23 protein-coding genes are annotated in these 21,623 nt (G+C 65.1%); 10 read left to right on the forward strand and 13 right to left on the reverse strand.

Going from position 1 to position 21,623, the window contains the following annotated elements; all coding sequences use genetic code 11:
* Positions 1-2 precede the first annotated feature (2 nt).
* The 8 genes from HUX88_RS02150 to HUX88_RS02185 all read right to left on the reverse strand — a co-directional run bounded on the left by HUX88_RS02150 (position 3) and on the right by HUX88_RS02185 (position 8,530).
* Positions 3-695 carry a lysophospholipid acyltransferase family protein gene (locus HUX88_RS02150; protein ID WP_373886616.1) on the reverse strand — a complete coding sequence of 231 codons (693 nt, stop codon included), beginning with the start codon at positions 693-695 and terminating at the stop codon, positions 3-5.
* Positions 696-761: 66 nt separating this feature from the next.
* Positions 762-1,328 (reverse strand): D-glycero-beta-D-manno-heptose 1,7-bisphosphate 7-phosphatase, encoded by a 567-nt coding sequence (gene gmhB / locus HUX88_RS02155; RefSeq protein WP_117012154.1) that lies wholly within the window; start codon positions 1,326-1,328, stop codon positions 762-764.
* 15 nt (positions 1,329-1,343) lie between these two features.
* Positions 1,344-3,452, reverse strand: coding sequence for a glycine--tRNA ligase subunit beta (glyS, locus tag HUX88_RS02160; RefSeq protein ID WP_176360653.1), 2,109 nt, complete (start codon positions 3,450-3,452; stop codon positions 1,344-1,346).
* A gap of 5 nt (positions 3,453-3,457) precedes the next feature.
* On the reverse strand, positions 3,458-4,372 hold the full coding sequence (gene glyQ / locus HUX88_RS02165) for a glycine--tRNA ligase subunit alpha (protein ID WP_117012019.1): 915 nt from the start codon (positions 4,370-4,372) through the stop codon (positions 3,458-3,460).
* A 91-nt stretch (positions 4,373-4,463) separates the two neighbouring features.
* Positions 4,464-6,035: an apolipoprotein N-acyltransferase gene (gene lnt, locus HUX88_RS02170; RefSeq protein ID WP_176360654.1), complete on the reverse strand. Its 1,572-nt coding sequence runs from the start codon at positions 6,033-6,035 to the stop codon at positions 4,464-4,466.
* Entirely contained in the window at positions 6,035-6,919 is an 885-nt protein-coding gene (locus HUX88_RS02175) for an HlyC/CorC family transporter (protein ID WP_117012017.1), read from the reverse strand. Before HUX88_RS02175 ends, lnt begins: the two co-directional genes overlap by 1 nt.
* Positions 6,920-7,008: 89 nt before the next feature.
* Entirely contained in the window at positions 7,009-7,473 is a 465-nt protein-coding gene (gene ybeY / locus HUX88_RS02180; protein ID WP_161089245.1) for an rRNA maturation RNase YbeY, read from the reverse strand.
* Positions 7,457-8,530, reverse strand: coding sequence for a PhoH family protein (locus HUX88_RS02185; protein ID WP_117012015.1), 1,074 nt, complete (start codon positions 8,528-8,530; stop codon positions 7,457-7,459). The genes ybeY and HUX88_RS02185 overlap by 17 nt, the downstream gene beginning before the upstream one ends.
* Positions 8,531-8,678: 148 nt before the next feature.
* On the opposite strand from HUX88_RS02185, the gene HUX88_RS02190 reads away from it, so the two are divergent.
* Both HUX88_RS02190 and HUX88_RS02195 read left to right on the forward strand, forming a co-directional pair.
* Positions 8,679-9,017, forward strand: coding sequence for a hypothetical protein (locus HUX88_RS02190; RefSeq protein ID WP_117012014.1), 339 nt, complete (start codon positions 8,679-8,681; stop codon positions 9,015-9,017).
* A gap of 341 nt (positions 9,018-9,358) precedes the next feature.
* The gene (locus HUX88_RS02195; protein WP_008451968.1) at positions 9,359-9,691 is read left to right on the forward strand and encodes a hypothetical protein; all 333 of its coding nucleotides are present in this window, start codon (positions 9,359-9,361) and stop codon (positions 9,689-9,691) included.
* A gap of 95 nt (positions 9,692-9,786) precedes the next feature.
* Here HUX88_RS02195 and HUX88_RS02200 read toward each other — a convergent pair whose 3' ends face one another.
* Both HUX88_RS02200 and HUX88_RS02205 read right to left on the reverse strand, forming a co-directional pair.
* Entirely contained in the window at positions 9,787-10,632 is an 846-nt protein-coding gene (locus HUX88_RS02200; RefSeq protein ID WP_117012013.1) for an HDOD domain-containing protein, read from the reverse strand.
* Positions 10,625-10,972: a hypothetical protein gene (locus tag HUX88_RS02205; RefSeq protein ID WP_176360655.1), complete on the reverse strand. Its 348-nt coding sequence runs from the start codon at positions 10,970-10,972 to the stop codon at positions 10,625-10,627. The genes HUX88_RS02200 and HUX88_RS02205 overlap by 8 nt, the downstream gene beginning before the upstream one ends.
* A 167-nt stretch (positions 10,973-11,139) precedes the next feature.
* Here HUX88_RS02205 and HUX88_RS02210 point away from each other — a divergent pair, with 167 nt between their 5' ends.
* From HUX88_RS02210 to HUX88_RS02220, 3 genes are read left to right on the forward strand one after another with little or no spacing between them, the layout of a single operon-like run.
* Positions 11,140-12,729 (forward strand): sensor histidine kinase, encoded by a 1,590-nt coding sequence (locus tag HUX88_RS02210; protein WP_117012011.1) that lies wholly within the window; start codon positions 11,140-11,142, stop codon positions 12,727-12,729.
* A 10-nt stretch (positions 12,730-12,739) separates the two neighbouring features.
* On the forward strand, positions 12,740-13,144 hold the full coding sequence (locus HUX88_RS02215; protein WP_176360656.1) for a DUF3224 domain-containing protein: 405 nt from the start codon (positions 12,740-12,742) through the stop codon (positions 13,142-13,144).
* Between the two features lie 28 nt (positions 13,145-13,172).
* The gene (locus HUX88_RS02220; protein WP_175001076.1) at positions 13,173-13,343 is read left to right on the forward strand and encodes a hypothetical protein; all 171 of its coding nucleotides are present in this window, start codon (positions 13,173-13,175) and stop codon (positions 13,341-13,343) included.
* 9 nt (positions 13,344-13,352) lie between these two features.
* On the opposite strand, the gene HUX88_RS02225 is transcribed toward HUX88_RS02220, so the two are convergent.
* Positions 13,353-13,709, reverse strand: a complete 357-nt coding sequence (locus tag HUX88_RS02225) for a PEP-CTERM sorting domain-containing protein (protein WP_373886740.1) — start codon at positions 13,707-13,709, stop codon at positions 13,353-13,355.
* A gap of 277 nt (positions 13,710-13,986) precedes the next feature.
* On the opposite strand from HUX88_RS02225, the gene HUX88_RS02230 reads away from it, so the two are divergent.
* The 5 genes from HUX88_RS02230 to HUX88_RS02250 all read left to right on the forward strand — a co-directional run bounded on the left by HUX88_RS02230 (position 13,987) and on the right by HUX88_RS02250 (position 19,198).
* Positions 13,987-14,832 carry a ChaN family lipoprotein gene (locus HUX88_RS02230; RefSeq protein ID WP_176360658.1) on the forward strand — a complete coding sequence of 282 codons (846 nt, stop codon included), beginning with the start codon at positions 13,987-13,989 and terminating at the stop codon, positions 14,830-14,832.
* Between the two features lie 4 nt (positions 14,833-14,836).
* Positions 14,837-15,157: a thioredoxin family protein gene (locus HUX88_RS02235; RefSeq protein ID WP_176360659.1), complete on the forward strand. Its 321-nt coding sequence runs from the start codon at positions 14,837-14,839 to the stop codon at positions 15,155-15,157.
* An 80-nt stretch (positions 15,158-15,237) separates the two neighbouring features.
* Complete coding sequence (locus tag HUX88_RS02240; RefSeq protein WP_176360660.1) at positions 15,238-16,530, forward strand: MFS transporter; 1,293 nt, start codon at positions 15,238-15,240, stop codon at positions 16,528-16,530.
* Between the two features lie 191 nt (positions 16,531-16,721).
* Positions 16,722-18,116, forward strand: a complete 1,395-nt coding sequence (locus HUX88_RS02245; RefSeq protein WP_176360661.1) for an MFS transporter — start codon at positions 16,722-16,724, stop codon at positions 18,114-18,116.
* Positions 18,117-18,205: 89 nt separating this feature from the next.
* Positions 18,206-19,198 carry a LacI family DNA-binding transcriptional regulator gene (locus HUX88_RS02250; RefSeq protein ID WP_176360662.1) on the forward strand — a complete coding sequence of 331 codons (993 nt, stop codon included), beginning with the start codon at positions 18,206-18,208 and terminating at the stop codon, positions 19,196-19,198.
* A gap of 1 nt (position 19,199) precedes the next feature.
* Here the strand turns inward: HUX88_RS02250 and HUX88_RS02255 are convergent, their stop codons facing one another.
* Complete coding sequence (locus tag HUX88_RS02255; RefSeq protein WP_176360663.1) at positions 19,200-20,411, reverse strand: DUF2059 domain-containing protein; 1,212 nt, start codon at positions 20,409-20,411, stop codon at positions 19,200-19,202.
* Positions 20,408-21,622 (reverse strand): hypothetical protein, encoded by a 1,215-nt coding sequence (locus HUX88_RS02260; RefSeq protein ID WP_176360664.1) that lies wholly within the window; start codon positions 21,620-21,622, stop codon positions 20,408-20,410. The genes HUX88_RS02255 and HUX88_RS02260 overlap by 4 nt, the downstream gene beginning before the upstream one ends.
* Between the last annotated feature and the right edge of the window lies 1 nt (position 21,623).

The following is a 21,623-nucleotide window of genomic DNA, read 5'->3' on the forward strand; positions in this document are numbered from 1 at the left end:
ATCTAGCCAGCGTTGTAGGCGTGGGGCGAAATGACGCGCATTTCTGATTCTATCCAATTTTCCACCTGTTGCATCATGCCGTCCGGGGTCAGGCCTTCCGGAGAAATCGGTTTGCCTATCGATACTGTAACAAGCCCTGGGCGCTTGATGAAAGAATTTTTTGGCCAGCACTCGCCGGAGTTGTGGGCAATCGGCACAACCACCGCGCCGGTCTCGATGGCCAGGCGCGTGCCGCCGCTCTTGTACTTGCCGGCCTTGCCGACCGGGATGCGCGTCCCTTCCGGGAACATGATAATCCATTGGCCGTCGGCGAGACGGCGCTTGCCGTGGCGGACCACGTCCTGGAAGGCGTACTTGCCCTGCTTGCGGTCGATCGGGATCATGCGCAGCAGCGCCATCGCCCAGCCGAAGAAGGGAATGTACAGGATCTCCTTCTTGAACACGAACACCAGTGGACGCGGCATGTTAGGCAGCAGGAAGATGGTCTCCCACGCCGACTGGTGCTTCGACAGCACCACGGCCGGCGCGTCAGGGAAATTCTCGGCGCCCTTGATTTCGTAGCGGATGCCGCAGATGACCTTGAGGCACCAGATCATGAACACGTTCCAGCGTCCGGTGATGTAGAAGCGCTGGTTGTACGGCAGCGGCGCGGCCAGCAGGCAGACGCAGGCCCAGATGATGGTCGATACCACCATGACGATGGTGAAAATCAGGGAACGCAGAAACAAGACGGGATGACCCAATGCAGACTCCAAAACTGTTTAACTAACGACGTGCAGCGCCGGTGGGGCGCTGGTTTTCAGCAGGTGGTTGACCATCGCGGCCAAGTCGGGAAACACCATGGTCCCTGGCGGTAGTCCGCCGGTGGCCTGGGTTTTCTCGCCCTTGCCGGTCAGGACCAGGTAAGGCACGCAGCCGCTGACGTAACCGGCCTGCAGGTCGCGCAGCGAGTCGCCGACGGTCGGCACGCCTTTCAGGCTGATTTTATAACGCTGCGAGATTTCCGTGAACATGCCCGGTTTCGGCTTGCGGCAGTCGCAGGCGTCGGCCGAGGCGTGCGGGCAGAAGAAGATGGCGTCGATGCTGGCGCCCACTTGCTGCGCCAGGTTGTGCATCTTCTGGTGGATCGCGTTCAGGATCGACATGTCGAAGAACTCGCGGGCGATGCCCGACTGGTTCGACGCCACCACCACGCGGTAACCCGCCTGGTTCAGGCGGGCGATCGCTTCGAGCGAGCCGGGTACCGGGATCCACTCGGCCGGCGACTTGATGAAGTCCGGCGAATCGTGGTTGATGACGCCGTCGCGATCGAGGATGATCAGTTTCATGGACGGCGTACCCATTTAGGCCGCCAGCTTCGAAATGTCGGCCACGCGGTTCATCATGCCGTGCAGCGACGACAGCAGGGCCAGGCGGTTGTTGCGCAGGGCGACATCCTCGGCCATCACCATCACGTCGTTGAAGAAGGCGTCGACTTCCTCGCGCAGCTGGGCCAGCGTTTTCAGCGTGCCGGCGAAGTCGCCTTTGTTGAAGGCGGCGTCGATTTCCGGCAGCACGCGCACCACGGCGGCGTTGAGGTTCTTCTCGGCGGCGTCCTGCAGCAGCGCGACGTTCACGCCGGTGTTGCCGGCGGCGGCCAGCGCTTCCTCGTTCTTCTTCAGGATGTTGGTGATGCGCTTGTTGGCGGCGGCCAGCGAGGCCGATTCCGGCAGCGCGGCGAAGGCTTGCACGGCCTCCAGGCGCTGCACGATGTCGTCCAGGCGGTCCGGGTTTTGCGCGACCACCGCTTCGATTTCGTTCGGCGAGAAGCCGCGCTCGCGCAGGATGCCGCGCAGGCGGTCGATCATGAAGGTATAGACGTCGGCGCTCGGGTCCTTAAAGTCGGTGACGAACTTGAACATCTGCGCGGCGTTCGACAGTAGTTGGTTGATCGAAATCGGCAAGCGTTTCTCGACCAGCATGCGCAGCACGCCTAAGGCGTGGCGACGCAGCGCGAATGGGTCCTTGTCGCCAGTCGGCGCCAAGCCGATCACCCAGATGCCGATCAAAGTTTCCAACTTATCGGCCAGCGCCACGGCAGTACCGGTAACTGTAGTTGGCAACGCGTCGCCGGCAAATCGCGGTTGGTAGTGCTCGGATGCGGCCAGCGCCACTTCTTCTGGCTCACCATCGTTGCGAGCGTAATAGGTGCCCATGATGCCTTGCAGCTCGGGGAATTCGCCGACCATTTCAGTGACCAGATCGGCCTTTGATAGCTTGGCGGCGCGGATAGCCAGCGAGGCTTCGCCGCCGATCAAGGTGGCGATATGGCCGGCCAGTGCAGCGACGCGTGCGCCGCGCTCGCCTTGGGAGCCCAGCTTGTTGTGGTAGACGATCTTATCCAGCAGCGGCAGGCGCGATTCCAGCGTCTTCTTCTTGTCCTGCTCGAAGAAGAACTTGGCGTCGGACAGGCGCGGACGCACCACGCGCTCGTTGCCGTCGATGATGGCGGCCGGCGTGTCGGTGGCGATGTTGGAGACGATCAGGAAGCGCGAACGCAGCTTGCCGTTGGCGTCGGTCAGCGCGAAGTATTTCTGGTTGGTCTGCATGGTCAGGATCAGGCATTCCTGCGGCACGGCCAGGAACTCTTCCTCGAACTTGCACTCATAGACCACCGGCCATTCGACCAGCGCGGCCACTTCGTCCAGCAGGGCTTCGGGCATCAGCACCGTGTCGGCGCCGGCCTTGGCCAGCAGTTCGGCGCGAATTTTCTCCTTGCGGTCTTCGACGCTGGCCAGCACCTTGCCTTCGGTCGCCAGGGTGGCGGCGTAGCTGTCGGCGTTGGCGATGGTGACCATGCGCTGGCCGGGAGCGGTCAGGAAGCGGTGGCCTTCGCTGACGTTCGACGCGGTCAGGCCCAGCAGGGTCAACGGCAGCACGGTGGCGCCGTGCAGTGCGATCAGGCTGTGGGCCGGACGCACGAACTGCACGGTGGCGCCGTCCGGACGCTGGTAGCTCATCACCTTCGGAATCGGCAGCTTGGCGACCGAGTCTTCCAGCGCGGCCTGCAGGCCGGCTTGCAGCGCGCTGCCGGCTGCGGTGTAGGTGTAGAAGAAGCTTTCGGCCTTGCCGTCCTGCGCGCGTTCCAGATCGGCCACGGTCAGGTCGGGGAAGCCCAGCGCGGCCAGTTTCTTGGCCAGCGGCGGCGTGCCGTTGCCGGATGCGTCCAGCGCCACCGACACCGGCAGCACTTTTTCGCGGATCGATTTGTCCGGCGAGGTGGCGCGCACCTTGGTGATGGAGACGGCCAGGCGGCGCGGCGAGGCGTACGAGGTGGCGACGCTGTCGGCTTCCAGGAAGTCGCGCGATTTCAGGCCGTTGACGATGCCGTCCGCGAAAGCCTTGCCCAGTTTGGCGAGCGCCTTCGGCGGCAGTTCTTCGGTCAGCAGTTCGATGAGCAGAGTTTGAGTCATATTATTTATACGGTTTGTTCAACGGCGGCGGCGGCCATGGGGAAGCCCAGGCGCTCGCGCGAATCGTAGTAGGCTTGCGCGATCAGGCGCGACAGGGCGCGCACGCGGCCGATGTAGGCGGCGCGTTCGGTCACGGAGATGGCGCCGCGCGCGTCCAGCAGGTTGAAGCTGTGCGAGGCTTTCATGATCTGCTCATACGCCGGCAGCGTCAGTTGCAGCTCGATCAGGCGCTTGGCTTCCGATTCGTGGTTGTTGAACTGGGTGAACAGCAGCTCGGTGTTCGAGTGTTCGAAGTTGTAGGCCGACTGTTCCACTTCGTTCTGGTGGAACACGTCGCCGTACTTCAGCGTTTTCGTGACGCCGTTCTCTTCCCAGGTGGTCCACACCAGGTCGAACATATTCTCGACGCCCTGCAGGTACATCGCCAGGCGTTCGATGCCGTAGGTGATCTCGCCCAGCACCGGCTTGCAATCGAGGCCGCCGACTTGCTGGAAGTAGGTGAACTGCGTCACTTCCATGCCGTTCAGCCAGACTTCCCAACCCAGGCCCCAGGCGCCCAGCGTCGGCGATTCCCAGTCGTCCTCGACGAAGCGCACGTCGTTCTGCTTCAGGTCCAGGCCCAGCGCTTCCAGCGAACCCAGGTACAGGTCCAGGATGTTTTCCGGCGCCGGCTTCATCACCACCTGGTACTGGTAGTAGTGCTGGCCGCGGTTCGGGTTCTCGCCGTAGCGGCCGTCCTTCGGGCGGCGCGACGGCTGCACGTAGGCCGCGCGCCAAGGCTCCGGGCCGATCGCGCGCAGGAAGGTGCCGGTGTGGAAGGTGCCGGCGCCCACTTCCATGTCGTAGGGCTGGAGCAGGGCGCAGCCTTGCTTGTCCCAATAGGTTTGCAAGGTCAGGATAATTTGTTGAAATGTCAGCATCTTGTTTGGTCGGTGGCGCAGCCCAAAGGCGCGCGGTTGCAGTTTCGCTAAAGGGGCAATTTTAGCGGGTTTTACGGGGAGCCTGTAGAGATTAAGCGGCTTTAGGCCGGTTTTTTGCGCGCCGGGCCCCAAACCAGGCCCCGCCCAGCGACAGCGCGGCCAGCGCCAGGAACAGCTTGTTCCCCCACAGGATGTATGGGGTGCTGCCGGCCGTGCCCTGCACCGTGGCCGCCAGCGCGCCGTAGGTGTCCACGGGCAGCTGCTGCACCACTTTGCCTTCGCCATTGATGATGGCGGTGGCGCCGGTGTTGGTCGCCCGCAGCATCGGGCGGCCGGTCTCCAGCGTGCGCATTTGCGAGATCTGCAAATGCTGGGGGATGGCGATGGTGTCGCCAAACCAGGCCAGGTTCGAGATGTTGAGCAGCATGGTGGCCGGCTTCTGGCCCTGCGCCGGGTTGTTCAGCTGGTCGGCGATCTCTTCGCCGAACAAGTCCTCGTAGCAGATGTTGGGCAGCACGCGCTGGTCCTTGATCGCGAACGACGGCTGGATGTCGCGGCCGCTGGTCTGGTCGCCCAGCGGGATCGACATCAGGTTGACGAACCAGCGGAAGCCGAACGGGATGAACTCGCCGTACGGCACCAAGTGGTGCTTGTCGTAGCGGTAGTAGGCCGAGCCGAGGCGCGACGGGATGCCGATCGCGCTGTTGAAGTAGGCGGTCTGGCTGTCGGCCACCGGAATGCCCAGGATCAGGTTGCTGTTGGTCTTGTTGAGGAACTGGGCGATGCCGGGCAGGTAGTCGGGCGGCAGCTGCTGTGGCAGCATGACGATGGCCGTCTCCGGCGTGGCGATCAGGTCGGCCGGGGCGGCCGTGATGGCGTCCTGGTACAGCTTGAGCGCCGCCATCACATGGGCGCCGTTGAATTTCTCGTCCTGCGGGATATTCCCCTGCAGCAGACGCACCGAGATCGGCTTGCCTTCCGGGTAGGTCCAGTGCAGCAGGCCCAGCGCGACGCCGGCCACCGGGATGGCGACGATCAGCCCGGCCGCGCGCAGGCGCGTGCGGTGCAGCAGCAACAGCAGGGCGCCGGCGATCACCGCCGCCAGCCAGCCCAGGCCGTACATGCCGATCAGCGGCGCGAAGCCGGCCAGCGGGCTGTGGTTGTGGGCGTAGCCGGCCGACAGCCACGGGAAGCCGGTGAACAGCCATCCCCGTATCCATTCGAGCAGCGACCACATGGCGGGCAGCACCAGCAGATTGGCGGCCGGCAGCGGCAGCGCCCAGCGCTTGCGCAGCCAGGCCGCGCCGCCCATCGCCAGCGCGACGTAGAAGCCCATGGCCCAGGCCAGCAGCACAACGGCGGCGGCCGCCAGCGGCACCGGCATGCCGCCGTAGGTGTGCAGGGAAACATAGATCCAGTGGACGCCGGCGGCGGTCCAGCCGAAGCCGAAGGCCCAGCCGATCAGGCCGGCGGCCTTGACGCTGCTGCTGCGCAGCACCTGGTAGAACAAGGTCGCCAGGCCGAGGATCTCCAGCGGCCACCAGCCGAACGGCGCGAAGGCGAACACGCACAGCGCGCCGGCCACGGCGGTGATGGCCATGCGGCCACGGGTGGAGCGTTGCGGCTTGGGCGGGTCGTTCGGGTTGGCGCGGCGAAAACGCATCAGGCGTCGTCGCCGGCTTCAACGGCGGGCGGCAGTTTTTCCACCAGCAGCACGTGGATCTGGCGGGCGTCGGCGCGCAGCACTTCGAAGCGCAGGCCTTCCATGTCGAACACGTCGCCCTTGTGCGGCATGCGCGCCAGGTGCTTGGCGACCAGGCCGCCGATGGTGTCGACGTCGTCGTCCGGCAGCGCGGTGTCGAGTTCCTCGTTGAACTGCTCGATCTCGGTCAGGGCCTTGATGCGCCAGCGCGGGCCGTGCACGCCCTCCTTGATCGACAGGATGTTGTCCTCTTCCTCGTCGAAGTCGTACTCGTCCTCGATGTCGCCGACGATCTGCTCCAGCACGTCCTCGATGGTGATCAGGCCGGCCACGCCGCTGTACTCGTCCACCACGATGGCCATGTGGTTGTGGTTGGCGCGGAAGTCGCGCAGCAGCACGTTCAGGCGTTTCGATTCGGGGATGAAGATGGCGGGGCGCAGCATGTCGCGCACGTCGAACGATTCCTCGGCGTAGTAGCGCAGCAGGTCCTTGGCCAGCAGGATGCCGATCACCTTGTCGCGCTCGCCTTCGATGGCGGGGAAGCGCGAGTGGGCGGTGGACAGCACTTGCGGCATCCATTCCTCGATCGGCTTGGAGATGTCGATGACGTCCATCTGCGAGCGGGGGATCATGATGTCGCGGGCGGACAGGTCCGACACCTGGAACACGCCTTCGATCATCGACAGGGCGTCGGCGTCGATCAGGTTGCGTTCATGGGCGTCGTGCAGAACTTCGAGCAGTTCCGCGCGGTTCTCTGGCTCGGGGGAAATCAGTGCGGTCAGGCGTTCAAACAGCGACCGGTGGGGTTTGGCGTCAGTCTTGACGCCACTAGAGTGCTCTTGCATAGGAGGCGTGAGCCATTGTTTCGAAGGGGTATAGGATACACCAAATGGGGAGGCGGGGCCGATTTTGTCAAAAAGGCAGCGGTCGTCGCTCAGTCGGCGTAGGGATCGGCGTAGCCCAGGCCGGCCAGGATTTCCGTTTCGATGCCTTCCATCTCGGCCGCTTCCTCGTCGTCCATGTGGTCGTAGCCCTGCGCGTGCAGCACGCCGTGGACGATCAGGTGGGCGGCGTGTTCTTCCACGGTTTTCTTTTGCTCGGCCGCTTCCCGCTCCAGCACGTCGGTGCAGAGGATGATGTCGGCCTGGGTCGGCGCGTCGTCGGGCAACTCTTCGCCTTCGTTGTAGGCGAAGGTCAGCACGTTGGTGGCGTAGTCTTTCTCGCGGTAGTCGCGGTTCAGCGTGCGGCCTTCCTCGGCGTCGACGAAGCGTATCGTCAGCTCGGCCGGCGCGAACAGCGCGGCCTGCACCCAGCGGCGGATCTTGGGACGGGTCAGGCTTTCCTGCAGGCGGGCGTCGGGGTATTGCACCGACAGCGTCAGTTTATTTTTTGCGGACATTTTTGAGGGCTGTGGCTTTGAGGAGGGGAGCGATTTCCGCTTCGTGGTTGTGCGCCGTTTCGTAGGCGTCGACGATGCGCGCCACCAGCGGGTGGCGCACCACGTCCTCGCTGTTGAAGTGGCTGAAGGCGATGCCGCGCACTTCCTTCAGCACCTGGATGGCGTCGACCAGGCCGCTCTTCTGGCTCTTGTGCAGGTCGACCTGGGTGACGTCGCCCGTGACCACGGCCTTGCTGCCGAAGCCGATGCGGGTCAGGAACATCTTCATCTGCTCGACCGTGGTGTTCTGGGCCTCGTCCAGGATGACGAAGGCGTGGTTGAGCGTGCGGCCGCGCATGTAGGCCAGCGGCGCGATCTCGATCACCTGCTTCTCGAACATCTTCTGCGTGCGGTCGAAGCCCAGCAGGTCGTACAGCGCGTCGTACAGCGGACGCAGATACGGATCGACCTTCTGCGCCAGGTCGCCCGGCAGGAAGCCCAGGCGCTCGCCCGCCTCGACGGCGGGGCGGGTCAGGATGATGCGCTTGACGGCGTCGCGCTCGAGCGCGTCGACCGCGCAGGCCACCGCCAGGTAGGTCTTGCCGGTGCCGGCCGGGCCGACGCCGAAGCTGATGTCGTGCTCGAGGATGTTGCGCAGGTAGCGGATCTGGTGCGGCGTGCGGCCGCGCAGGTCGGCGCGGCGGGTCTTGAGGATCGGGCTGTTGATGTCCGGCTCGACGAACGGCGCCTCGACCGCGCGCGGCTGGTCCGGCGCCGATGGCGCGGCGCTGGCGGCCGCGGCCAGGCCGGCGCGCTGTTCGACCAGGGCCAGCTGCACTTCCTCGATCGGCACGATCTTGTTGGCGACGGCGTAGAACTGTTCCAGGATCTGCACCGCGCGCTCGGCGTTGTGGCCGCTGACGATGAACTTCTCGCCGCGGCGGAAAATGGTGACGTCCAGCGCGGCGGAAATCTGGCGCAGGTTTTCGTCGAGGGGGCCGCACAGGTGGGCCAGGCGCGCGTTATCGAGCGGCTCCGGGACGAAGTAGTACGGTTGGACTGGCGTTTTGGTTTTCAATGGAATGCTTTATGAGAGAGGCCGGCAGTGCCGGCACAGGCGATAGTTTAACGTAATTTGCCGCCGCCAGACGCGATAAGCCTTGATTTCGGGCGCTCCGCCTTCTACATTGAAAGCGTAGCCTGCGGGCAATTTCCTGGGAGGGGACATGGCAGCCAACTCGATTTCGTCGTCGCGCATCAGCACCCCGCTCGATGGCGTGCAGGCGGCCAACCAGCGCGAGACCCGCGTCAACCGCGAGCGCCAGCGCGGCGAGCAGGCCGGCGCGGCCGAGCGCGCCGACCGGGCTCAGCGCAGCACCGATGCCGAGCGCGCGGTGCAGAACCGGGTGGAGCAGAACGCCGACACCCAGCGTGCCCGCGCCCAGGCCAACGACGATGCCGCCGCCCAGCAGCGGCGCCAGGCGCAGGCGGCCGACAAGCATACCCAGCAGGACCGCCGCCAGACCGAAAAGACCGTCGGCCGCCACATCGACACCACCGCCTGATCCGCCCGCGCCGGCCCTCCGCCGGCCCCGCTTTTTCCCCATTTCCGCCCGTGTAAAGCTGAACTTGCTTTGTGTAACAGTTTCCTACAAGTTCTTGCGTGCGACACCCTCCAGCCCCATGTGATGAAATAGCATTGTTGCTAAGGTTTCTAGCCCGTGATTGATGTCGAACAATCTTCGCTCGGCGCACCGCGGCGGAAACAGGCCCTTTTGAGCATAGAATTATCTTGCACGAAAGGCAATCAGCAGAGGCTAGCTGAAACAAAAACTTAGTCCAAGGAACTAAGTTGCGCTTAAGTTCAGGCCTGCACACTTCATTCACCCAACCAACGAGGAAAATCATGGCACACCACGCTCTCGCTTCCCAGGAAAGCTACAACCCGAACCATCTCCTGGATATCTTGCTCGGCAAGATGCAGTTGAAGAACGACGCAGCGCTGTCGCGCCTGCTGGAAGTCGCGCCGCCGGTCATCAGCAAGATCCGCCACCACCGCTTGCCGGTCGGCGCCTCGCTGCTGATCCGCATGCACGAAGTGACCGGCATGAGCATCCGCGACCTGCGCGACTTGATGGGCGACCGCCGCACCAAGTACCGCCTGTCCGACGCCCAGGGCCGACCAAAGCCGGAAGAGCGCACCGAAAAGGCCGAGGCCGGAAACTACGCGCGTCACTAATGCGCGCGCATGCCCGCTGCTGCCGTTGCCGTGGCTGATTTCAGCCCGGCCGGCAGCCAGCCCGCCGCTTCAGGAGTTTTGCTTCAGAAAGATCATCAGCTCAGCAGCACCATCGAGATTTCTTCATATTGCAGTTCCGTCTCACGGAACAATTGCAGATAGATTTCCTCATCGAGGCCCAGCGCAGTCCAGGCCACGGTGGACACCGGCGGGACCAGATCGTCCTGCGCCTGCGTCAGATCGAGCGCATGCACGATGGCGTCGGCCACATGGATGATGGCCGCCAGGAAGCCTGCGCCCGGCGCCTCCGGGTCGTGGTGGCCGCCGATGGCCAGCCGCATCGTGTCGGAAAAATTCCAGTGCTCCGCCAGCGCCATGCCGGCGTCGACATGATCGACGCCCAGCACCGTGCGTTCCGCCTCCAGCAGATAGCAATCGTGCGCGTCGCGGTAGGCGATGGTTTCCGAATACTGGTTCGGGAAGCACGACACCAGCACCAGCCGGCCGATATCGTGCAGCAGCCCGGCCGTGAAGGCGTAGTCCTGGTTGAAGCGCATCTGCCGCGCCAGCACCTTGGCGCAGGCGGCGGTGGCGATCGAGTGGCGCCAGAAGGCCTTGTGGTCGAAGCCGGGGCAGTGGCCCTCGGCGAAGCAGCCGGTGACGGCGGCCGCCGTGATCAGGTTGCGCGTGGTCTGGAAGCCCAGGTAGGTGATCGCCTGCTGGATGGTGGTCACCTTGACCTGCAGCCCGTACAGCGAGGAGTTGGCCAGGCGCAGCGTCTTGGCCGTCAGCGCCTGGTCGTAGGACACCTTCTTGGCCAGCACGGAGATGTCGACATCGTCCTGGTCGATGCTGTTGAGCAGCTCCATCACCACCGCCGGCAGCGAGGGCAGGTCGTCCAGCGTGCGGACGACGTCGTCGTAACTGAGCGTGTTACTCATGTTCGGCGGCCTCCTGCGGACCGAGCCGGAAGTCCGACACGAACCGGCGCAGCAGCGCGGTGGCCCAGTCGCTGTCGCTGTCGTGATCGTTCTTGCGGAACAGCCGGGCGATGCGCGCCTCGTGGTGCGCCAGCGTGGCCTGCACCGCTTCCGGCGACACCTCTTCCTTCAGGATGGGCAGCACGGCGATGCCGTGGCGCGGCATCAGCGCCAGCATGGCTTCGGTCAAGGTGGTGCCCTGCGGCAGCAGCACATGGCCCTGCACGTCCAGCAGCACGTCCGACAGGACCATGCCCGGCCGCACCTCCGCCAGCGTCAGTTGATGGTAATTGTTCGTCATGTTGCCTCCCGGTTTGCCACCTGATCCACTTTGCGTGATCTTACCATTGCGTGCAAGCAAAGTCTGCCCTGCCGGCATGGCGGCGGGGGCCATAACTTGCCAAGTCGCATGTCATACCGTACATTGGGGCGTTGCCGTCATTTCCATCTATGCAGGGAGGTTGGTCGATGTTTGGTATCCAAGGCCGCTTGACGCTGCTGTTCGTGGTCATCGTCACGTTGGTGCTGGGCATTTCCGGCACCTACGCGCAGTACAGCCTGGGCCACGAGCTGGAAGTGAGCAGCCAGCGCCTGCGCCAGGGCGTGCTGACCCGCTTGCAGACCAGCCTGCCGTCGGCGCTGTGGGACCTGGACAAGGCCAAGGTCGACAACATCGTCGCCGCCGAGATGCTGCCGCCCGAGCTGGTGTCGATCCGCGTGTACGACACCTCGGTCGGCCTGTTCTCCGGCAAGCTGCGCAACGAAAACGGCAGCGTCAGCTCGATCGAGAACGACGCCGCCGTCGGCGGCTCGCCGGTGGTGGCCGACCTGGCCTACCGCGATTCCGGCGCGGCCGGCGCCTCGCTCAAGCCGGTCATCGTCGGCCGCGTGGTGGTCAACTTCAGCCGCGCCCAGATCGACGCCACGCTGGCGGCTGAGGTGCGGCGCAAGGTGATCGAGGTGCTGCTGCTGGACCTGATCCTGGTGGCGGCGCTGGCGCTGTCGCTGCGCATCGTGTTCGATCCGCTCAAGCGCCTGCGCGACGGCCTGTTCGACCTGGCCACGCGCGGCAGCGACGAGGTGGAGGAGCTGCCCGACAGCCGGCACGACGAGCTGGGCGAGGTGATCCGCGGCTTCAACGCCATCCAGCGCAAGATCAAATCCAACATCCAGCGCATCCGCGAGGCCGAGGACGAGGCCCGCAAGTCGGCCCAGGCCACGGCCAAGGCGCTCGACGACCTGCGCCGCACGCAGGAATCGCTGCTGCAGGCCGAGCGGCTGGCCTCGCTGGGCGGGCTGGTGGCCGGCGTCGCGCACGAGATCAACACGCCGGTCGGCATCGCGCTCACCAGCGCCTCGGTGCTGATGGAGGCCACCGAGAAGGTCAACTCGGCGGTGGCGGCCGGCAACATCAAGAAATCCGACATCACGCGCTACCTGGAGACGGCGGCCGAAAGCACGCGCCTGATCATGAACAACGCCTACCGCGCCGCGCACCTGATCCACAGCTTCAAGCAGATCGCGGTCGACCAGGTCAGCGAGGCGCGCCGCCGCTTCGAGCTGCGCGACTACATCAACGAGGTGGTGTCGAGCCTGCAGCCCAAGCTGAAGAAGACGCACATCACCGTCAGCATCGCCTGCCCGCCGGACATCATCCTCGACAGCTATCCGGGCGCGCTGGCCCAGGTCATCACCAACCTGACGCTCAACTGCGTCGAGCACGCCTTCGACCCGGGCGACGAGGGGCGCATCACCATCGGCGTGGCGCAGCAGGGCGACTGGATCGAGATGCAGGTGACCGACGACGGCAAGGGCATTCCGCCGGACATGCTGGACAAGGTGTTCGACCCCTTCGTCACCACCCGCCGCGGCCAGGGCGGCACCGGCCTCGGGCTCAATATCGTGTTCAACTTGATGGCCAAGCAGTTTGGCGGCACCATCACGGTGTCCAGCGTGCTGGGGCAGGGCGCCAGCTTCGTGCTGCGCATGCCGTGCGTGACGCCGGTGGACGAACCGTCCGCCGCCGCGCAGGCCGCCGACGCCCGCCTCCCTTCCTGAAAGGACAGTCATGCCAAGCATCAGCGGTGAATTCAACGTCAAGATGGCGGTCGAAGCCATGTCGGCCGTGGCGGCCGACAGCGGCATCGGCCGCATGTCGCTCGACAAGCAGTACCACGGCGCGCTGGACGCCTTCGGCAGCGGTGAAATGCTGGCGTACATGGACCGCGAACTGGGTTCCGGCGCCTACGTGGCGATGGAGCGGGTGAAGGGGACGCTGGAGGGACGGCGCGGCAGCTTCCTGTTGTGCCACACCGGCACCATGGAGCGCGGCGCGCCGGGGTTGACGGTGGCGGTGGTGCCCGATTCCGGGCGCGACGAGCTGTCCGGCCTCGGCGGCACGTTGCGGATCCGCATCGACGGCGGCAAGCACTACTACGATTTCGACTACACGCTGGGGCCCGCCGTTGCTTAGGCCGGCGGCGCCGCGCTAGAATGCCGCCATGGACAAAGACACACTCAAAGGCTTGGCAATACTGATAGGCGTGGCGCTGGCGGTGGCGATCTTCGCGGTGCTGGGCACCGAGGATGGGGTCCAGAAACTATCGTGCGTCGGGCGCGCCATCCTGCATGGCGTCGCCATCACCAACATCCATTCGGTGTGCGGCCTGTAGCGGCCGCGTTCAGTCGATGAAGGTTTCCGACGCTTCGTTGCGGCGCGAGGCGAAGCCCAGCACGACCAGGCCCAGCATCAGCATGACGAAGGTTTGCGGCTCCGGCACTTCGGCCACCGGATCGATGGCTTGCTTGTCGTCAGGGGCGTTCGACGCCAACGCCTCCGGATCGCGATCCGGGGCGGTCTTTTCCGCAGGGGGCGCATCGTTGATGCCGCACGGCGTGGCGCTGTGGGTGTCGCAATGGGCCAGTACAATTGCTGCGGTTGCAACTTTGCTTTTTTCCGGGTGTTCCGGGGCAGCTTGTGCGGCGCCGATGGTACCCAGGGCTAGCAATAATGTTGTTATTAAAGTCAACTTCTTCACGACATTCTCCTGACTATGCTGCATCCGCAGGACGTTAAGGCTACATTAAAGCATAAACATTAAATTAACAGCGGACGCTAGTCCAACCGTGCTCTACAGATTCGTATTAGACCATATTTGGTAACATATTGCCATCTGTATTTTTCTTTGGGCAATCTATTCGTGCAACGCAACAACGCTTTCCGCTGGCCTGCCTGGGGCGTACACGATTCCAACTTCGCAACAATTAATTCGATTAGATATGGCCCAGACTCAGACGATTTCCACATATAGCGGCATGCCGGCATTGACTTTCGCCGTGGCCGCGCTCGCCTTGCTGGCCGGCTGCGCCAGCGGCGGCAAGGCAGCCGGCGGACCGGCCGCCGCAGCGCCGGCGCCGGCCGGACCCAATCCGCAGGTGCTGCTGTTGGGCGAGGTGCACGACAACGCCGCCGGCCACAAGCTGCGCTACGAGCTGCTGCGCCAGCGGGTGGAGGCGGGCTGGCGCCCGGCCATCGTCATGGAGCAGTTCGACCGCGAAAACCAGGACCTGCTGAGCAAGGCCCAGAAAGGCTGCCTGGACGCCCAGTGCGTGATCCGCGTGGTGGGCGACGTCCGCTGGGACTGGCAGCTCTACTATCCGGTGATCCAGCTGGCGCTGACCTACCAGCTGCCGCTGGTCGCCGGCAACCTGTCGCGCGCGGACGCTTCGCGCGTGGTGCGCGACGGCATCACCGCCACCTTCGACCCGCAGAGCGTGCGCGACTACCACCTGGACCAGCCGCTGCCGGCCGACGTGCGCGGCGGCCAGTACAAGGAAATTCTCGCCGGCCACTGCAACATGCTGCCCGAGATGATGGTCGACGGCATGATCAACGCCCAGGTGTCGCGCGACATCTGGATGGCCAAGATCGTGCGCGACCAGCAGCCGCGCGACGTGGTGCTGATCGCCGGCAACGGCCACGTGCGCAAGGACATCGGCGTGGCGCGCTGGATCAACGCGCTGGCGCCGGCGCTGACGGTGCGCAGCGAAGGCTACCTGGAAGAGGCCGCCGGCGCCGGCCGCTACGACGCGGTCTACACGGTGGCGCCGCAGCCGCGTCCCGACCCGTGCGCCCAACTTAAATCCAAACCCCTATCCTGACGCCATGGAAAAAATCTACGTCCCCGCCGCGCCGGACCGCGCCACCATCGACGCCCTGGCCGGCGCCACGCTGCTGGAATTCGGCGCCAACTGGTGCGGCCACTGCATGGCCGCGCAGGCGCCGCTGGCGCAGGCCTTCGCCGGCCACGACGCGGTGCGCCACTACAAGATCGAGGACGGCCCCGGCCGCGCGCTGGGCCGCTCCTACCGCGTCAAACTGTGGCCGACCCTGATCTTCCTGCGCGACGGCCAGGAGGTGGCGCGCCTGGTGCGGCCGCTGCAGGCCGAGCCGATCAGCGTTGCCTTTACGCAAATCGATACCTAGGTAACAAGCTTAACTGCTTGGCAGCGGGCGAGGCCGGTGTGTATGATGGGCCGCACCATCCACCCGCAGGAGCGTCAAGCATGAGTCAGTCTCACCCCGGATCGCCCAAGGCCAATTCCCCGGCCACCGTGCTGTTTGCCAGCCTGATCGGCACCACGATCGAATTCTTCGATTTCTATATCTACGCCACCGCGGCCGTGCTGGTGTTCCCCAAGCTGTTCTTCCCGGCCAGCGACCCGGCCGCCGCCACGCTGCAATCGCTGGCCACGTTCGCCATCGCCTTCTTCGCGCGCCCTGTGGGTTCGGCCGTGTTCGGCCACTTCGGCGACCGCATCGGCCGCAAGGCCACGCTGGTGGCGGCGCTGCTGACCATGGGTATCTCGACGGTGGTGATCGGCGCGCTGCCGACCTACGCCTCGATCGGCACGCTGGCGCCGGCGCTGCTGGCGCTGTGCCGCTTCGGCCAGGGCCTGGGCCTGGGCGGCGAGTGGGGCGGCGCGGTGCTGCTGGCCACCGAGAACGCGCCGCCGGGCAAGCGCGCCTGGTACGGCATGTTCCCGCAGTTGGGCGCGCCGATCGGCTTCTTCCTGTCGGGCGGCATCTTCCTGCTGCTGAGCCAGACCCTGAGCGACGCCGAGTTCTTCAGCTACGGCTGGCGCATCCCGTTCCTGTCGAGCTCGCTGCTGGTGATCGTCGGCCTGTACATCCGCTTGAAGATCCATGAAACGCCGGACTTCCAGAAGGTGCTCGACAAGAACGAGCGCGTCAAGGTGCCGGTGGTGACGGTGTGGCGCGACCACCGCCGCGTGCTGGTGCTGGGCACGCTGATCGCGCTGGCCACCTTCGTGCTGTTCTACCTGATGACCGTGTTCGCGCTGAGCTGGGGCACCACCGCGCTCAAGTTCAGCCGCAAGGACTTCCTGATCCAGCAGCTGTTCGCCGTGATCTTCTTCGGCCTGACCATCCCGGTGGCGGCGCTGTGGGCCGACCGCTACGGCCGCCGCGCCACGCTGATCTGGGTCTCGGCCGCGATCGCCGTGTTCGGACTGGCGATGGCGCCGATGTTCGGTTCCGGCAGCAGCCTGCAGGTGACCATCTTCCTGTCGCTGGGCCTGGGCCTGATGGGCATGACCTACGGCCCGCTGGGCACCATCCTGTCCGAGCTGTTCCCGGCCGAGGTGCGCTACACCGGCGCCTCGCTGACGTTCAACCTGGCCGGCATCCTGGGCGCCTCGCTGGCGCCGTACGCGGCCACCTGGCTGGCCACCAACTACGGCCTGCAATACGTCGGCTACTACCTGTCCACCGCTGCGGTGATCAGCCTGGTCGCGCTGCTGCTGGCCAAGGGCGGCGCCTCCGCCAAGGCCGCTTAATTGCAATAAATGTCATCATACAACGCCGCCATGGCAGCCCTTGCAACAGGCTGCCATGGCGGCGTAATCCCTTGAATATCCGCATCTTTCCGCTTGCCTATCGCGTTTTATAGTTGTACGATGACTTACGACTAGAATGATCTCGTGGAGACCGAGAGATCATCACCCAAAAACCAAAATAGAGTGATGCCATGAACCTGAGCGAGCCTGTGAACGCGCAAGCGGTGGGAGCAACCGTCGGTAAATACCGGTGGACCATCTGCGCGCTGTTGTTTTTTGCCACCACCGTCAACTACCTGGACCGGCAGGTGCTGAGCCTGCTGGCGCCCGACCTGTCCAAGGAATTCGGCTGGAGCAATACCGACTACGCCAACATCGCCGCCGCCTTCCAGTTCGTGTACGCGATCTCGATGCTGTTCGCCGGCCGCGTGGTCGACAAGATCGGCACCAAGGCCGCCTACGTGGTGGCCATCACCGTGTGGTCGCTGGGCGCGCTGATGCACGCCTTTTCGGTGCCGATGGGCGAGGGCGCCGGCGTGCTGCTGGGCGCCTTCGGCATCGTCGCCGCGCCGTCCATCCTCGGCTTCATGATCTCGCGCGCGGTGCTGGCCATCGGCGAGGCCGGCAACTTCCCGGCCGCGATCAAGGCCACCGCCGAATACTTCCCGAAGAAGGAGCGCTCCTTCGCCACCGGCATCTTCAACTCCGGCGCCAACGTCGGCGCCATCCTCGCGCCGATCTGCGTGCCGCTGATCGCCGGCATCTGGGGCTGGCAGGCCGCCTTTATCATGATCGGCATGCTGGGCTTCATCTGGATGAGCGTGTGGATCACGCTGTACGAAAAGCCGGACCGGCAGAAGCGCCTGACGGCGCAGGAGCTGGCCTACATCCGCAGCGACCTGCCGGCGCAGCCGCCGCAGGGGCAGGCGCCGGCCGGCGGCAAGGTCTCGTGGCTGCAACTGCTGAAGTACCGCCAGACCTGGGCCTTCGCCTTCGGCAAATTCATGACCGACGGCGTGTGGTGGTTCTTCCTGTTCTGGCTGCCGACCTATCTGTCCGCGCAGTACGGCATGAAGGGCGACGCCATCGTCGTGCCGCTGGCGGTCCTGTACAGCATGACGATGATCGGTTCGATCGGCGGCGGCTGGTTCCCCAGCTACTTCATGGCGCGCGGCCACGCGCCCTACGACGGCCGCATGAAAGCCATGCTGGTGATCGCCTTCTTCCCGCTGGTGGTGCTGCTGGCGCAGCCGCTGGGCGCGATCAGCTTCTGGGTGCCGGTGCTGCTGATCGGCGTCGGCGCCTCGGCGCACCAGGCGTGGTCGGCCAACATCTTCACCACCGTCTCCGACATGTTCCCGCAAAAGTCGGTGGCCTCGGTGATCGGCATCGGCGGCATGGCCGGCGGCATCGGCGGCGTGCTGTTGACCAAGCTAGGAGGCTGGGTGTTCGACTACTACAAGTCGGTCAACGACATCCGCACCGGCTACATGATCATGTTCGGCATCTGCGCGCTGGCCTACCTGGTCGCGTGGAGCGTGATGAAGGCGTTGGTCCCGCGCCACAAGGAGATTACCGACCTCTGATCGGTCCCGGAGGGGAGATGCCGACATGCTAAGATTGTCCTTTGGCGCTGCCGCCGTATGAGCAGCCAGGCATCCCCGATAGTCAGAACATGAAAAAAAATGTAGCAACCATCCGCGACGTGGCGGCAGCGGCCGGCGTCTCCACCGCCACCGTCTCCAAGTTCGTCAACGGCGCGCAGCGCTTCTCGCCGGCGGTGGAGGCGACCATCAAGGAAGTCATCGCCAAGCTGGGCTACCGTTCCAACCCGCTGGCGGCATCGATGATCACCGGCCGCACCAAGAGCATCGGCCTGTCGGTGCTGGATGTCGCCAATCCCCACTTCACCAGCATCGTCAAGGGCGCCAACCGCGTGGCGCTGGCGCACGGCTACACGCTGCTGCTGGTCGACACCGAGGAAAACCCCGACCGCGAACGCCCGCTGCTGGAAGCCTTGAGCCGCCGGGTGGACGGCATCATCATGTTCTCGCGCATGCTGGAATCGGAGATGGACTGGGTGATGGAGCTGGGCAAACCGCTGGTGTATTTCGGCCGGCTGTCGCGGCTGCAGATTCCGTGGGTGACCAGCGACGACCATCGCGGCGCCTACATGCTGGCGCGGCACCTGGTGTCGCTGGGGCACAAGCGCATCGGCTACCTGCGCTTCCCGCGCTCGCGGCGCGACGAGGAGCGGCTGGCCGGCGTGCGCGCCTGCCTGGCCGCGCACGACATGGAACTGACGGTGTATGAAGGCGGCGCGCCGACGGCGGCCGAGGGCGAGCGCGTATGCTCGTCCATCATGCTGGGCGGCGAACATCCGGATGCGCTGATCTGCTACAACGACCTGATGGCGCTGGGCTTCATGAAAGCGGCGCAGACGCTGGGCTTCAAGCTGCCGGAGCAGATCTCGGTGGCGGCCTTCGACAACATCGAGTACGGCCAATACACGTCGCCGGCGCTGACCACGGTGGACCTGCAGAGCGAGCGCATGGGCGTGGCCGCGATGGAGAAGCTGATCGCCGCCATCGACGGCAAGTCCTCCCCCGCCGCCACGATGATCGAGCCGCAGCTGATCCTGCGCGGTTCGACCCAGGCGCGGGCCTAGCCTACCGGCCCCTGGGTTTGAGTTCGAGGGCGTCTTCGATCATTGTGCGGGCGTCGTTGGCCAGATCCTTTCCTTCAGCCGCCGACTGGTCCAGTTGCTTGTCCAGCGCAAGCAGCAGCTGACGGTCGCCTTCATTCTTGAAGACCAGCTGCCCATCCTGTAGCGTCACGCTGCCGAGCCGCGATTCATAAAAATTCAGGATGCGGTTGAGCGTGTCGAGCGTTGCCCGCTCGGTCTCGGCCGAGCGCACCAGCAGCGTGAGGACCTTGGCGATCAAAGGCTCAGTGTATTCGTCCGCGGCCGGATCGGCAATGACGGCCCTGAGCTGTTCCCAGTAGCTCCGCAGGTTTTCCTGCTGATCGCGCAGGTGGCGCTCGATGCGCGCCTCCGCCAGGGCCAGCGAATTTTTGGAGCGCGCGATGCCTTCCTTGCTGACCATGCGTTCGTTCTCCAGCACGTGCTCGATGTCATACGCCGCCATGTCTGCTTTAAATGCCGCGTCCATGAGCGCTGTTCGATGATTGTTGTCGATGACCAGCGCGGTCATATTGTCCAGCGAGTTCAGTCCCGTCGGCGTGAGCGCCGGGTTGGGCAAGGGATCTTCGCGCCTGGCGTCGAGGAGGGTTTGGACCTGATTCCGCATGTCGTAGTTTGCCTGGCGTAGCAAGACCGTTTTGTAGACCGTGCTCCAGTTCAGGATGGCGTAGCGCCGCCGGTCCTTGAGCGCATCGCCGTTGGCCTGCAAGGCGCGCGCCCCCGGTAGCGACTCTATCCGTTTGATCTCCAGACGTTCGGCGTCGGAATAGGCCGGATGCGCCTCGCCGGCGGAGGCGCCTGCCTGCACCAGCATCGCCGCGACTCGCTTGCGGCCTGTCTCGGTGCGGTAGTGAACGGCCAGCCGCCTGGCATCCGCCCTGGTCAGGTAGGCGGCATACACCGGCGCCAGCGTGCCGATGATGCTGGCATCGGCGACGTGGTTGCTCATGTGCCGCAGCAGGTCCTGCTGTTCCGCCGTCACGCCGGCCAGCTGGCGCATCTCATGGCGCACCAGGACCGGCAGCTGCAACGCTTCCAGAAGATCCTCGGTGGCCTTCCGCGTGGCTTCGTCGGGCAGCCCCTTGGCCGCGGCGGCCGGCCGGGCCGGCGCGGCCGCGTGGCCGGGGACGGCGAGCGACAGCAGGGCGCAGAGGATCACAGCGCGGGCACTGTTCATTTTCCGGCACCTTCCGCTTCCTTGCGCTGCCCGCCATCGCCGCGCAGGGCGCTTTCCTCCTCGCTCAACTTGGTGACTTGCGCGACCAGCGCGTTGAACACCTGCAGATCGGCTTCGTCGTTGAACATCAGGCGATTGTCCTGGATCTGTATCGCGCCCAGGCGCGAGCTGGCGAAATCGAGCACGCGCTTGTAGACGTCCACCAGGGCCCGCTGGTTTTCGCCCAGGCGCACCAGCTGGTCGTATTCGCGCACCAGATTGGGTTCGAACGCCGCCATCGCGTGCTTGTCCGGGAGGCTGGCGGCGACACGCTCGCGGAAGGCGGCTTGTTGCAGATCGCGGTCGTGCAGATAGCGCTCCATGCGCTCCTCGCACTTGGCCAGGATGTCGCGCGCGCGGCCGATGCCTTCCGCCGTCACCAGCCGCTCCTTCATCAGCAGGTGGTCGACGCCGTAGCGGTTCAGGTCATTGGACATGGCGCGGCTGGTGTTGATCGTTTCGATGTTGTAGTCGGCGATGATGCCCGCGTATTTGTCCAGGGTCGCCAGCCCGGTGCGCCGCAAGATGAATTTCCCTCCCGGGTCGCCAGGCTTGTAATTCGCGTTGGCGGTCCTGATCTCGGCCAGGTTGGCCATGACCTGCTTCTGGTAGCCGGCGTAGTAGCGGCCGCGCCACGCATGCAGCGCGGCGCGGTTGGCCTCGAAAATCTGCGGTTGCGCCGCCGCGAATACCTTATAGACCGGCAGCGCTTCTATCGCGCGCACCTCGCGCGCCTCGCTCTCCGTGAAGTAGGGATTTCGCTCGCCGTTGACGACGCCCTCCCTGGCCAGCATGGCGGTCACCTGGCGGCGGCCAACGCTGGTGCGGTAGTGTATCGCCAGGCGATCCGCTTCGTCCGCGGACAGGTACTTCGCATAGATGGGAGCCAGCGTGGCGCAGATCTCGGCGTCGCTGGCGTGCTGGCTGATATGCTGGTTGACCTCATAGGTCTCCTGGTCCACTTTCGGTGCGCGCCCCAGCAAGACGCGTATCAGCCTGGGCATTTCAAGGGCCTGAAGCAGCCGGGATGCGGCGGCCAGTTGCTCCGGGCTGGCCGGTCCTGCGAAGCGGGCTTCGGCAACCGCGCCGGCGGGAGCCGCGTGCGCAGCCTGCGGCAGGTTGATGGAGGCCGCCAGCATGCAGCACAGGAGCAGGGAGGGGAAGGATTTCATG

Origin of the sequence: Duganella sp. BJB1802 (assembly GCF_013369445.1) — a bacterium.
Taxonomy (GTDB): domain Bacteria; phylum Pseudomonadota; class Gammaproteobacteria; order Burkholderiales; family Burkholderiaceae_D; genus Rugamonas; species Rugamonas vulcania_A.